We start from the raw sequence: 12821 nt of genomic DNA, 5'->3' as shown, positions 1-12821 counted from the left end.
CGTGGGCGCTCGGTGCGCGATCACACGCTGGGGACGAGCGGGCCGAACAGCTCGGTGTCCATGCGGTCGAGTGCCAACTTCACGGCGCCGATGAGCGCGGCGTCGCGGCCCAGGCCGGTGGCGCGCAGCTCGATCGCGGGGGTGCGGGCATTGCGCATCGCATCACGCACTCGGGGCAGCAGCACATCGGCCGCGTCTTCCAGACCGCCGCCGAGCACGATGAGCGACGGCGCGACCGTCCACGACAAGGTCGTGAGGATCGAGGCGATGTTGTCCACGAACTCGTCGACCTCCGCGAGCGCGGTCGCATCGCCGGCCCGGGCCGCTTCGAACCGGTTGAGCGCAACCCTGCGTTGGGCCGGTTCCGGTGAGGTGAGCCACGCCACGGGGCGGTCCTCGACCGAGCCGGTCGGGATCGACACCGCCTCGACGATCTCGCCCGCAGCACCGTCGAGACCGCGGTGCACGACACCTCGTATGAGGATGCCGAGACCGGTTCGGTTCCCGAGCATCGCCCACACAACGTTGTCGTGGTCACCGGCCACGCCCCGCCAACGCTCCGCGAGCGCACCGAGGTTGGTGTCGTTGTCCGCGAACCAGGGCACCCGGATGCGTTGCGTGAGTTCCTCGGGCAGGTTCACGCCTTCCCACCGCGTCGTATGCACCAGGCGCCGCACGACTCCGTCGTCGTCGATGGCGCCGCCGCCTGCGACCGCACCGGCTCGAAGGCGGTCCGCCGATCCGCCCGCGTCATCGAGTGCCTCCAGCACCAGCGCCGCCGCGTCGTCAAGCGTGACCTGCGGATCCTGGTAGGCGCGCAGCGGCCGGTGCGCCCGGCCGAGGATGCGGCCGCGCACATCGGCGACGACCGCGGACGCGTCCGAGGTGGTGATGCCCACGGCCGCCAGCAGCGCGTGCTCGGCCCGCAGTTCGTATCGGCGGGCGGGGCGCCCGGCGCAGCCGCTGGTCGGCACGCGGTCCAGTTCGGTCACCCAGCCCGCTTCGACGAGCGAGTCCAGGATGAGCTCGATGGTGCGGCGGGAGAGGCGGGCCTGCTCGGCGAGCCCGGTCAATGTCGTCGGCCCGGCCGACACCGCCAGCGCGCGGAGGATGACCGAGGTGTTGACTCGTCGGACCGCGCTCTGGTTCATCCCGGACATCAGCACGCCTCCGCCACCTCGGACACCCTCCGTACCACGGGATCGAACGCGCCCGTGGTGTCTGCCACGAGCGCTACGCCAGGCCGACCGTATTCGCGAGCCGGGTCTCCGAGCGTCCCGGTCGCCCTCGCCCAGGTCGGCTCCCGGCCGCGGACGAACCCGACCAGATCGGCGTGCATCAACGTGGCCAGTTCCGCAGGTGGGTTCGGTCCGAGCGCCTCGGCGACGCCTGGGGCGTCCAGTACGTCGAAGAAGAACGGGATGTCGATGCAGTGCACGGAGCCGCCGAGCACGGGGGAAGGCCATTCGAAGGAGTACAGCCAGGTACCGGCGGTGGCGTCGCGACGGGAGACGGCTACGCGCGGGCAGGCGGCGCGGAACAGGGTGTCCGTCACGCGGGTACCTGCCGCGCGGGCCGCGGCGAGTTCGGCCGAGGCTTGTTCAGCGCCGAAGAGGCAGCTCGGGTGAGGGTTCTCCGGTGTGGCACCGCCGTCGAACTCGTCGCCCGTCGCACCGAGCAGCAGAGGTACGCCGTGTCCGTGCACGGTGAGTCCGTCGGTGACGGGCACCGGCAGGATGTCGTCGCCGACGAACGGGCCGAGCACGAGCGTGTCGTCGCCCCGCTCGCTCCGCAGGTCGATGAGGGCCTGCTGGATGTGCTCCACGGTGCGGGTGCCGAATCCGGCTCGCGTCGGCTGCACGCCGAGCCTGTTCCCGAGCTGCTCGAGGAAGTCGCGTGCCGCGTCCGCACCCACGGCGAAGGTGCCACCGGACAGGCTGACCGCGCGGTGGAAGCGGCCGCTGCCGACGGGCGACGACAGCAGCGCGAGCACCGCCGCGCCACCCGCCGACTGGCCGGCCGCGGTGACCCGGTCCGGATCACCGCCGAAAGCGGCGATGTTCTCCTGCACCCAGTCCAGGGCGAGCAGCAGGTCACGCAGCCCGAGGTTCGTGGGTACGCCGTCCAGCGGGGCGAATCCGTCGACGCCCAGCCGGTACCCGACGGTGACGCAGACGACACCGTCGCGCGCGAAAGCGCTGCCGTCGTACCACGGACTGGCCGGGCTTCCCGCGAGGAAAGCGCCCCCGTGGATCCACACCACGACCGGGAAGGGCCCGCGGTCGTCGTCCGCGGCCGGAGCGACGATGGCGAGGTTCAGCACGTCGTCGCCCGGCACCGACGGCTCCGGCACGGTGGTCGTGGCGAACAGCGGCACGCGCTGGGAGGTGGCACCGTGCCGGGAGGCGTCGAAGGGTTCCGTGAACCGGCCGCGGGGGACCGGCGCGGCGAACCGCCGTGCACCAGTGGGTGCTTCAGCGAACGGGATGCCGAGGAAGCGCCGCACGCGCCCGCTGCGACGGCCGATGATCGTGCCCGCGGGAGCATGCACGGTGACCGTCCCCCAGCCTTCGGCCGGGGGAACCCCGTCTCGCGTCGCTCGCCGGGCGCGTCGAGCGGGTCGATCCGGTCGTATGTCAGGTCGTCCATCGGGATCACCGCATTCCGGTTCCGGCGATGCCCTGCACGAAGTAGCGCTGCAGGAGCAGGAAGAGCACGAGTACCGGCAGCATCACGACGATCGCACCGGCGAGCATCAGGCCGTAGTCGGTGACGTGCGCCGCCGCCTGACTGGTGGCGGCGAGGCCCACCGGCAGCGTGTAAGTGGACATGCTCTGGGCGACGATGAGCGGCCATATGAAGTTGTTCCACGAGGTGAGGAACGACATGATCGTGATCGTCGCGACAGCGGGGCCGGCCAGTGGGAGAAAGATCCTGAAGAAGATCCGGAACTCGCTCGCGCCGTCGATCCGGGCCGCCTCCAGCAGTTCGTCGGGGATCGACATTGCGTACTGCCGCATGATGAAGACCGACATCGGCATCGCCACGCCGGGCAGGGCGATACCGGCGAGGGTGTCCGCCAGACCCATGTCGACAGTGATCACGAACTGCGTGACGAACACCGTGGTGAACGGCACCATCATCGCCGCCATGACCGCGCCGAACGCGATCCGCTTGCCCGCGAAGTCGAACTTCGCGAGCGCGTAGCCCGCCGCCGATGCTGCCACGATGTTGCCGACCACCACGATGGTCGCGACCACGATGCTGTTGACCCTGAACTGACCGAAACCTTCGGTTCTGAACAGCCGTACGAAGTTGTCGAAGGTGACGTCATGCGGGAGCCAGGCACCGGGGTCGGAGCGGATCTCGTCGAGACCGCGCAGCGAGCCGCTGATCACCCAGATGAACGGAAGCACCGTGAGCAGTGCGCACAGTACGAGCGCGCCGTACAGCAGCGGCCGGGAGACGGACCGGCGCCGCAAGACGATCCGGTCGGTGGTCATGTGAGCGTCTTCCAACGCGGCGACGGCGGTCATGCGCGGGGCTTCAGCAGCCGGAACTGGACGACACTCACCAGGGCCACGAGCAGGAGCATCACGAAGGACGCGGCCGAGGACAACCCGAACTCGCCGGATCCAAACTGGTGGTAGGTATACAGCGCCACTGACTCGGTGGAGCCCAGCGGGCCGCCGTTCGTGAGCAGGTACGGCTCGTCGAACACCTGGAGGTAGAAGACGGTCAGCAGTACCGACACCATGAGCGTGGTGGGCAGCAGCAGCGGCAGGGTGATGTGCCTCAACTGCCGCCATCGGCCGGCCCCGTCGAGGGAGGCCGCCTCGTACACGTCCTCCGGAATCGCCTGCAGGCCGGCGAGGAACAGCACCATCGCAGTGCCGAAGTTGCGCCACACGCCGAGCAGGATGACCACGGGCATGGCCAGGTTGGGATCGTCCAGCCAGTTCGGCCCGGAGAAGCCGGCGGCGCCGAGCACCTTGTTGACGGTGCCGCTCTCGTTGAAGGCGTACTGCCAGATCAGTGCGACCGCCACGACGTTGGTGACGACCGGTGCGAAGAAGACCGTACGGAACACGCCGCGCAGGCGCCGGATGCCGGAGTTCAGCGCGACGGCTAGTGCGAATCCGATCCCCATGGTCATCGGCACACCGACGGCCACGAAGAGGGCGGTGTTCAGGATGTCCCGCAGGAAGCTCTGATCCCTGAACAGGCGGAGATAGTTCTCGAGTCCGGTGAAGTCGACCGCGAGCGGATGACGCAGATCCGTGCCCCGCAGGTCGGTGAGGCTGAATCCGAGCGCGGCGATGGTGGGGATCGCCGTGTAGAGCAGGAACACGAGGGTGAACGGTGCGAGGAACAGCCAGGCGACAGCCGTTCGACGGGTGCCCCGGGAGCGACGCGCCCTGTGCGGCGTCCCCGGAGTCCGCCGCGTCCCCTGTGCTCGCCGGGTTCCGGGGACGAGGGTGGTGGTCATCCGCGGATCACTTCGCGCCCGTGCCGACGCTCTCGGCGTACGACTGGACGTTCGAGGCGGCCTTTGCGGCGGTCTCCGTGCCCTTGGCCACGGCCTCCATCTCCCTGCCCAGCCGGGTCGCGACCTGCTGCCAGGTGCTCACCTGAGGGAAGGCCCGGGTGTTCTTCAGCTGTGTGAGGAAGGCGTCAAGGAGTGGCTGGTCGGCGATGGCGGGGTCGTCCCAGGCGGATATGACGGCCGGCAGCGAGCTGTACGCCTTGTACTGCGCGACCTGCGTGTTCGGCTTCGCGAGGTACCGGACGAGCTTCCACGACGCGTCCGAGTTGCCGCTGTCCGCGAGCACGCCCCAGCTGCCTCCGGCGGAGAAGGAGACGCTGCCCGACGCCCCGGCCGGCAGCGGTGCGGTGGCGACGTGGGATGCCGTCCAGCCGTCCTTTTTCGCGGCGGTGTCGAGCTGACCGACGACCCACGGGCCCGTGATCATCGTGGCGGTCTTGCCGGCGACGAAGTACGGCTGCGCGTCGAGGAACGTGGGCGTGCTGGTGTCGGCGGCGCCCGAGGTGAAGAACGACGCGTTGTACTTGATCGCGTCGACCATCGCGGGCGTGTCGAGTGTCCATTCACCGGCGGAGGAGAGCAGCGAGCCGCCGGCCTGCCAGGCGTACATCGCTACGTCCTGGCCGTTGAAGATGTCCCAGCCGTTGTCGGCCCCGAGGCCGTGCCCGGCGCCGGCGCCCTGAAGCGCCTTGAAGAACGGCACCATCTCGTCCCACGTGGCCGGCGCCTTGACGCCCGCCTTCTTGGCCAGGTCGGAGCGGTAGACGAGTGCGTAGGTGTAGGCGTACCAGGGCACCGTGTAGGCGACGTCCTTGACCACACCGGCGTCCCAGAGACTCTTGAAAAAGCTGTCCGGGTCGACGAGCCCGTCCGGAACGGCCTGCAGGATCGACGGATCGAGGAACTGCGCCTGCGACTCGGGGAAGAACTGGGCGACATCGGGTCCCTTGCCCGCCGCGATCGCCGACTGGAGCTTGGTGTAGTACTCGGCGTTCGGGATCAGCGTGAACTTCACGTCGAGGTCGGGGTTGGCGGCCTCGAAGGGCTTGATGACCTTGTCGAGCACATCGGCATCACCCTGGGCGGCCCAGACGTTGAGGGTGCCGGTGGCCGGGGAGGTGTCGACGGGCTCGGCGGTGGCTGTCGCGGCAGTGTCACCGCTGCGGCCACAGCCCGCCAGGGCGAAGGTACCGATGAGAGCTATGCCACCGGTCAGCCGTAGGGCGCCGCGTCTGGAGAGGTTGGACACTCGAGGCTCCTGTCTCATGAAGGCACTGAGGACAGCAATGTGAATTCGGGGGGAAGCAGCTTTTTTGGTCCGATGCACTTCATGGGTGTGATGGTGTCGATGCGACCGATAGCGACGGTAGGAATGATGTGTTGCGGCGGCATGGCGGACCCATCACGAATAATTTCGGAACTTGTAGCGAAATCGATTCGTCCGCTCTGTCGGGAAAATCACCCCGCTCTTCAAGAACCCCGTACTCGGGAGAACTCCCCCATGTTCCGGTGGAGACCGGCCTCGACGCCTACGAACGGGTGGTCGACGTCTTCGGTGAACCGTCGGCGCACTTGGCCGCCGTCGCCGGGTTACGGCCGAGGTGGGTTGGCGGCGGTTGTCGGCTGAAGGGCGCCGAGGACCTTGCTGTGGGTGACGATGAGCACCGGCACCGACGGCGTCAAGCCTGAACGAGTGCGGTGATGCGGGTGGTGCTGCACCGCTGCGGTCGCGGGAAAATCAGTCGCGCCCCGTGAGGTGAGCCGTTAGCTTCCCTCCGATCGCGGCGAGTGTGAGCTGCGACCGCGAAGGGAGCCAGGCATGGAGATCGAGCGCGCGCGGACCGACCGTTTGGGCTTACTGCTCGACCAGTTCGACAAAGCCAGGGAGACGGCCCAGGTGCGGCTGACGGGGCTCAGCGACGAGGAGTACCTGTGGGAGCCGGTGCCCGGTTGCTGGTCGGTCCGGCGCCGGGGCGAGGCGGTGACCCCCAGGGCGTTCGGGCCGGGCGAGTGGGTGCTCGACTTGGGCGCCCCGGACATCCCGGCCAGCGAGTACGCCGAGGTTGCCCGGCAGGCCGCCGACGGCATGACCGTCGCCAAGATTGCCGAGGACTGGAGCGTGAGCGTCGAGCGGGTCGAGCAGATCCTCGCCCACACCGGTGAGCCGGAGCCCGACGAAACACCAGTCACGACCCTCGCGTGGCGGCTGGGACACCTGCACTACCAATTCGCGGGCGAATGGGAGTGGACCTTCGGCGAGCGGCGGCAGGACCCCAAGCAGCTCGTCGACTTCACCCCCTCCGCCGCCTTGGCACTCGAGCAATTCTGGGCGACGATCGACCGCTGGCGCGACAGCGTGGCTGCCGTCACCGAGGAGCAGCTCGACACGGTCGGCTTCTCCCAGTACCCGTACGGCTCCGCCCCCGACGACCCGTATGTCTCGGTGCTGTGGGGGTCCAACCTCGAATTCATCCACCACATGGCCGAGATCGCGTTGCTCCGCGACCTGTGGCAGGCCGGCTTCACCACTCCCGGGTAGGACCAGGCTTGCGTCGCCGCGATGACGTCCGCATTGGCATCCATCCCCTCGACGTCCAGCCCCCTTCCCGCGAGCAGCCGTGCGAACTGTCCCGTACCGCACCCGATGTCCAGTGCCGCCCGCGCCCCGTGCGGCACCTGCTTCAGCAGAAGCGCCCCTCGGGCAAGACGGACAAGGAAACCGAGCGTCGGCTCGCCTCCGGTGACGGCAAGATGATTCAAGCCCGAAGCCGGGCTCATAGGTCGCGATGAGCCGGCTTGTCACATGCCGGTCCGTGGAAGCGTCCGGCCCGTCTGACGGCCACTGACCACCACTGCCCCGTTGTGGAAATTGCGGCGTGATGCGAGACTCACGCCGCAACGGGCGCTTCAGCGGGGGGAGTTGTGACATGAGAGGCATGCGTGCAGTCGGGGCTGTGGCTACGGGGCTGGCCTTGTTATTACTCGCAGGCTGCGGAGAACAAGGCAGCCAGAGCAACGGCGGCCCGGACGCACTCGACCCGAAGGCCGACATCACCGAACAGTCCCTCACCGTCTCCATCTGGGACGGCTACAGCCCCGAAGACCTCCCCGAGCGGGTCAAGAACGACCTCGGGGTCCCGGTGAAGATCGCGCACCACGCCACCAACGAAGAGATCATGGCCAAGCTGACGGCCGGCGGCGCGGGCAGCGACAGCGGTATCGACGTCGCCTTCGTCTCCGGCCAGTACGCCCAGGCCCTGAACGAGGCCGGACTGCTCGAGCCCATCCACGCGGACCTGATCCCCAACCTCAAGAACCTCTATCCCGAGGCCCAGCAGCTCGCCTACGACAAGGACAACACCTTCTCCGTCCCCTACACCTGGGGGACGACCGGGATCTGCTACCGCACCGACCTCGTGGAGCAGGCCCCGACCAGTTGGAACGACATCCTCAAGCCTCCGGCCGCGCTGAAGAAGAAGGTCACCATGATGACCACCGAGCGCTGGCTGGCCCTCCCGGCACTGAAGGTGCTCGGCCACTCCGTCAACACCACCAGCGACAAGGAACTCACCGACGCTCGCGCCCTGCTCCTCGACGCCAAGAAGAACCTGCTCGCCTACGACGACACCACTTTCGGTGACCGGCTGACCAAGGGCGAGTCGGCGATGGCCGAGGCCTGGGACGGCTGGTGCCCGACCAGCGACCCGAAGATCAAGTTCACCGTGCCGAAGGAGGGCAGCGACCTCTGGGTGGACACGATGGTCGTGCTGAAGTCCTCCAAGAACAAAGAGGCCGCGCACGCCCTCATCAACTACATCCTCGACCCGGAGATCCACAGCTGGGCTGCCGAGAACATCCTCTACAAGGTGCCCAACAAGGCCGCCATGGAACAGCTCGACCCGAAGGTGCTCGAGGCCAACGCACCGCTGCGCATGACCCCGGCCGAGCTGCTGAAGGGCGAGTCCATCGTCGACGTGGGCGACTCGGCCATGAAGTACACACGGCTGTCGACCGAGGTGACCGCCGGCTCATGAAGCGGTGGCCCCTGACCGGGCCCGGCCTGACCTATCTGACCGTCTTCATGGTCATTCCGCTGGGCCTGGTGCTGAGTTACGCCTTCCTCCGGCGCGGCCGCTTCGGCGGCGTCGTGGACGAGCCGACCACCGAGAACTTCACCCGCCTCGCGGACCCGCTGTACGCCGACGTCGTCCTGCACTCCACCTGGATCGCCGCCCTCACCACCGTCCTCGCCCTCCTGATCGGCTATCCGACGGCGTACGTGATCGCCGGCCTGCCGCGCCGCCGGCAGACGATCGCCCTGATCGCCGTCGTGCTGCCCTTCTGGACCAGCTTCCTCATCCGCGTCTACGCGTGGATCGTGCTGCTGAGCGGCCCCGGCTGGCTCAACAAGGCGCTGCGCGCGATCGGCCTCGGCCCGGTGGACGTCCTGTACACCGACGCAGCCGTCGTCACCGGTCTGCTGTACGCGTATCTGCCGCTGATGATCCTCCCCCTGTACGCATCCCTCGTGCGACTCGATCCGCAGCTGCGCGAGGCCGCCGCGAATCTGGGCGCCGGGCCGTGGACCAGCTTCCGCACGGTGACGCTTCCCCTCACCGTCCCCGGGATCCTCACCGGCTGTCTCTTCGTCTTCGTACCGAGCTTCGGCAACTTCGTCATCCCCGAACTGCTCGGCGGCGGGCGCTCGGTGCTGGTCGGCAACCTCATCCGCGACCAGTTCCTCAAGGCCCGCGACTGGCCCTTCGGGTCGGCGCTCGCCCTCGCGCTGCTGGCCGTGCTGATGGTGCTGCTCCTCGCTCAGGCGTGGGCGGCGAGGAGGTACGCGACCCGATGAGACACCGGCTTCTGGTGAAGATGCCTTTCTGGCTCACGTACGTCTTCCTCTACGCGCCCGTCGTCGTCCTCGTCGCCATGTCGTTCAGCGCGGGCCGCTCCCCGTACGCCTTCGAGGGGTTCAGCCTGCGCTGGTACGGCGAGCTGGCGGGCGACGACGAGATCCTGCACGGGCTCGTCAACACCCTGATCGTCGCGGCCGGGTCCGCGGCGCTCTCCACCGTCCTCGGCACCCTGCTCGCGGTCGGGGCGGGCCATGACAGGCGTTCACGGCTGCTGGACGCGGTCACGCTGCTCCCCGCCGTCGTTCCTGATCTGCTGCTCGCCATCGGCCTGCTCGTCTTCTACGCCGCCGTCCAGCTCACCCTCGGCCTGCACAGCGTGCTGCTCGCGCACACCGTCTTCGGCACCGCGTTCGTTGCCGCGCTCGTACGCACCCGGCTGGCGCACACGGATCCCTCGCTGGAGGAGGCCTCCCGGGACCTGGGCGCGACACCGCTGACGACGTTCGTCCGCATCACGCTTCCGTCACTCGTTCCGGGCGTCGCCGCCGGGGCGCTGCTCGCCTTCACGCTCTCCGTCGACGAGTTCGTCATCGCGTTCTTCACGGCCGCTCCGACCGAGCCGACGCTGCCCGTGGTCGTGTACTCGATGGTCCGCTTCGGCGTCACTCCGGAGATCAACGCGCTCGCGACGCTGCTGCTCGCGGTCAGCTTCACCGCAGTCGTCGCCGCGCAGCGGCTCACCCGTACGACCACCCGTGGCGCCCCGGAGGCGATCGGATGATCGAGATCAAGGGCGTCAGTCACCGCTTCGGGCGGACACGGGCGCTGGACGATGTCTCGCTGGACATCGGCGAAGGCGAGTTCTGTGCGCTTCTCGGGCCGAGCGGCTGCGGTAAAACGACCCTGCTGCGCATCCTCGCCGGTTTCGAGACCCCGGACGTGGGCGCAGTCACGCTCGACAGGGAGGACCTGCTGTCCGTGCCGCCGCACCGGCGCCCGGTCAATCTGATGTTCCAGTCGTTCGCGCTCTTCCCGCACATGTCGGTCGAGCGGAACGTGGCGTACGGGCTGGAGCGGGAACGGCTCCCGCGTGCTGCGATACGGGAACGGGTCGACGCGGTCCTCGCCACCGTCGGCCTGACCGCGTACGCCCGCCGCAAACCCCACGAGCTCTCCGGCGGACAGCGCCAACGTGTCGCGCTCGCCCGCGCGATCGTGAAGCGGCCCCGGCTGCTGCTCCTCGACGAGCCGCTGTCCGCGCTCGACAAACAGGTGCGGGCGGAGATGCAGCTGGAGCTGAAGCGGCTGCAGCACGAGGTCGGCATCACCTTCCTGGTGGTCACGCACGACCAGGAGGAAGCGATGTCGCTCGCCGACCGCATCGCCGTCATGAACGCGGGCCGCATCGAGCAGACCGACGCACCGGTGACGCTGTACGAACGGCCTCGCACCACCTTCGTCGCGGGCTTCGTCGGCGCGAACAACCTCTTTCCTGGGCCGAACGGCATCACGGCCGTGCGCCCGGAGCGCATCCGCATCCGCAACCGAATCGGCGGCGGCAAAGGGGGCAACGACAACGACGGAACCGTCGAGGGCGAGGGCGAGCGGCTCACGGGCACAGTCGTCGACGTCAGCTTCCATGGCGGCACGTCACACCTGGCCGTGCGCGTTCCGGGACTGGACCGGCCCGTGCTCATCGCCGTCCAGGGCCCATCTCGTGTCACGTCCGGCGAGCAGGTCTCGCTGTCCTGGCCGCCGGACGCCGCCGTCCACATTCCCGCCAGCATTCCTGCCAGTACTCCCGTCAGCACTCCTGCCAGTCCGATCGAGGGGGAAGAGCCATGACAGAGCGCCGACTCACCGTGCTGTTCGTACCGGAGAGCGCCTACGGACCCACCAACAACTGTGTCGGCATCGGCGATGTCCTGCGCCGCCGTGGCCATCGCGTCGTCTTCGCCGCCGAGGCGTCCTGGAAGGGCAAGCTCACAGCGCTCGGCTTCGAGGAGGACCTGGTCGAACTCGCGCCGCCGTCGGAAGGCGAGCAGGACGCGGGCCAGTTCTGGAAGGACTTCATCCGGGACACCGCCCCGGAGTTCCGCAAGCCGACCATCGAGCAGCTGGAGACCTGGATCAAGGCCGTCTGGGAGGAGCTCATCGCGGGCGTCAAGTACTGCGAGCCGCAGCTGCGGCAGATCATCGAACGGGTCCAGCCCGATGTGATCGTCGAGGACAACGTCGTCTGCTTCCCCGCCCTGCTGACCGCCGGCAAGCCGTTCGTCCGCATCATGTCCTGCAACCCCCTCGAGCTGAGGAGGGGCGACGTGCCCCCGGTCTTCTCCGGTTATCCGGCGGCGGACCGCTCCGGCTGGGCGGAGTTCCGGGAGGCGTACGACCGCTCGCACCGTGCGCTCTGGGAGGAGTTCAACGCGTGGGTGGTGGAGCAGGGGGCTCAGGCCCTGCCGGTGCTGGACTTCATTCACGAAGCCGGGACGAACCTCTACGTGTACCCCGAGGCCGCGGACTACGAGCGCGCACCCGGCCCGGCCTGGCACCGGCTGGACTCCTCGGTGCGGGAGACGGACGAGAAATTCGTGCTGCCCGAGGAACTGCGCGACGGGGACGGCGCGTTGATCTACTTCTCGCTGGGCTCACTCGGCTCGGCGGATGTGGAACTGATGCGGCGCGTCGTCGGCGTGCTGTCCGGCACTCCGCACCGCTACATCGTGTCCAAGGGCCCGCTCCACGAGGAGATCGAGCTCTCCCCGAACATGTGGGGCGCGGAGTTCCTGCCCCAGACGTCGATCCTGCCGGTCGTCGATCTGGTCATCACGCACGGCGGCAACAACACGACGACGGAGGCCCTGCACTTCGGCAAGCCGATGGTGCTGCTGCCACTGTTCTGGGACCAGTACGACAACGCCCAGCGGATGGACGAGCTGGGCTTCGGCGTCCGGCTGGACACCTACCGCTTCACGGACGGCGAATTGACGGGGACAGTTGAGCGTCTGCTCGCGGACCACACCCTGCGGAAGCGGCTGGCCGACGTGGGAGGGGAAATACGCCGCCGCGACGGCCTGCGCAGAGCGGCGGACCTCATCGAAGGAGCTGCTTCCTCCACAACGTGACGACGGTGGTCCCTCCTGTCCGGGGCGAGGAGCATGGCGCGGTGAGCAGGCCGACCCGGCTCGCGCCGCCGCAGCCGGAGCTGCGCCGCGCCACTGCCCGTCGTCGAGGTTGGGAGTGCTGGTGCCGAGAGCGCCGGTCAACGCCTACCTCGACACCAGCCCGCGCCACCGCACCGGCCGCCGTGGGCACCGCCCAGGAGATCAACATGACCACGGCGGACGCCCACGGGGGCGTTGCCACCATCGTGGAACGCCGCACCCCAACTACCCGTGGCTGCCGCTCTGGAGGCT

Annotated in this window: 11 protein-coding genes and 1 pseudogene; 6 read left to right on the top strand and 6 right to left on the bottom strand. The window is 68.7% G+C overall.

Annotated elements, in window-relative coordinates; all coding sequences use genetic code 11:
* Window positions 1-20: 20 nt before the first annotated feature.
* The 5 genes from H1D24_RS12130 to H1D24_RS12110 all read right to left on the bottom strand — a co-directional run bounded on the left by H1D24_RS12130 (window position 21) and on the right by H1D24_RS12110 (window position 5795).
* A complete protein-coding gene (locus H1D24_RS12130) occupies window positions 21-1160 on the bottom strand; it encodes an ROK family transcriptional regulator (RefSeq protein ID WP_258564033.1) in 1140 nt (379 codons plus the stop codon).
* Window positions 1160-2551, bottom strand: a complete 1392-nt coding sequence (locus tag H1D24_RS12125) for a carboxylesterase family protein (protein WP_181657472.1) — start codon at window positions 2549-2551, stop codon at window positions 1160-1162. Before H1D24_RS12125 ends, H1D24_RS12130 begins: the two co-directional genes overlap by 1 nt.
* A 103-nt stretch (window positions 2552-2654) precedes the next feature.
* Window positions 2655-3503 carry a carbohydrate ABC transporter permease gene (locus H1D24_RS12120; RefSeq protein WP_258564016.1) on the bottom strand — a complete coding sequence of 283 codons (849 nt, stop codon included), beginning with the start codon at window positions 3501-3503 and terminating at the stop codon, window positions 2655-2657.
* Window positions 3504-3532: 29 nt separating this feature from the next.
* Window positions 3533-4489, bottom strand: a complete 957-nt coding sequence (locus tag H1D24_RS12115) for a carbohydrate ABC transporter permease (RefSeq protein ID WP_181657470.1) — start codon at window positions 4487-4489, stop codon at window positions 3533-3535.
* 7 nt (window positions 4490-4496) lie between these two features.
* Complete coding sequence (locus H1D24_RS12110) at window positions 4497-5795, bottom strand: extracellular solute-binding protein (protein ID WP_181657469.1); 1299 nt, start codon at window positions 5793-5795, stop codon at window positions 4497-4499.
* Window positions 5796-6365: 570 nt separating this feature from the next.
* On the opposite strand from H1D24_RS12110, the gene H1D24_RS12105 reads away from it, so the two are divergent.
* Window positions 6366-7085, top strand: coding sequence for a DinB family protein (locus H1D24_RS12105; RefSeq protein ID WP_181657468.1), 720 nt, complete (start codon window positions 6366-6368; stop codon window positions 7083-7085).
* 20 nt (window positions 7086-7105) lie between these two features.
* On the opposite strand, the pseudogene H1D24_RS12100 reads toward H1D24_RS12105, so the two are convergent.
* Window positions 7106-7324, bottom strand: a pseudogene (locus tag H1D24_RS12100) (methyltransferase domain-containing protein); the annotation flags it as partial.
* Between the two features lie 158 nt (window positions 7325-7482).
* Here H1D24_RS12100 and H1D24_RS12095 point away from each other — a divergent pair.
* From H1D24_RS12095 to H1D24_RS12075, 5 genes are read left to right on the top strand one after another with little or no spacing between them, the layout of a single operon-like run.
* Window positions 7483-8580, top strand: coding sequence for a polyamine ABC transporter substrate-binding protein (locus H1D24_RS12095; RefSeq protein WP_181657467.1), 1098 nt, complete (start codon window positions 7483-7485; stop codon window positions 8578-8580).
* Window positions 8577-9401, top strand: coding sequence for an ABC transporter permease (locus H1D24_RS12090; protein WP_181657466.1), 825 nt, complete (start codon window positions 8577-8579; stop codon window positions 9399-9401). The genes H1D24_RS12095 and H1D24_RS12090 overlap by 4 nt, the downstream gene beginning before the upstream one ends.
* On the top strand, window positions 9398-10186 hold the full coding sequence (locus H1D24_RS12085) for an ABC transporter permease (protein ID WP_181657465.1): 789 nt from the start codon (window positions 9398-9400) through the stop codon (window positions 10184-10186). The genes H1D24_RS12090 and H1D24_RS12085 overlap by 4 nt, the downstream gene beginning before the upstream one ends.
* On the top strand, window positions 10183-11250 hold the full coding sequence (locus tag H1D24_RS12080; RefSeq protein ID WP_181657464.1) for an ABC transporter ATP-binding protein: 1068 nt from the start codon (window positions 10183-10185) through the stop codon (window positions 11248-11250). The genes H1D24_RS12085 and H1D24_RS12080 overlap by 4 nt, the downstream gene beginning before the upstream one ends.
* On the top strand, window positions 11247-12530 hold the full coding sequence (locus H1D24_RS12075) for a glycosyltransferase (RefSeq protein ID WP_181657463.1): 1284 nt from the start codon (window positions 11247-11249) through the stop codon (window positions 12528-12530). The genes H1D24_RS12080 and H1D24_RS12075 overlap by 4 nt, the downstream gene beginning before the upstream one ends.
* The last annotated feature ends 291 nt before the right edge of the window (window positions 12531-12821 follow it).

It is taken from the genome of Streptomyces himalayensis subsp. himalayensis (assembly GCF_013778455.1).
Taxonomy (GTDB): domain Bacteria; phylum Actinomycetota; class Actinomycetes; order Streptomycetales; family Streptomycetaceae; genus Streptomyces; species Streptomyces himalayensis.
This window is presented reverse-complemented; position numbering and strand designations above follow the sequence as displayed.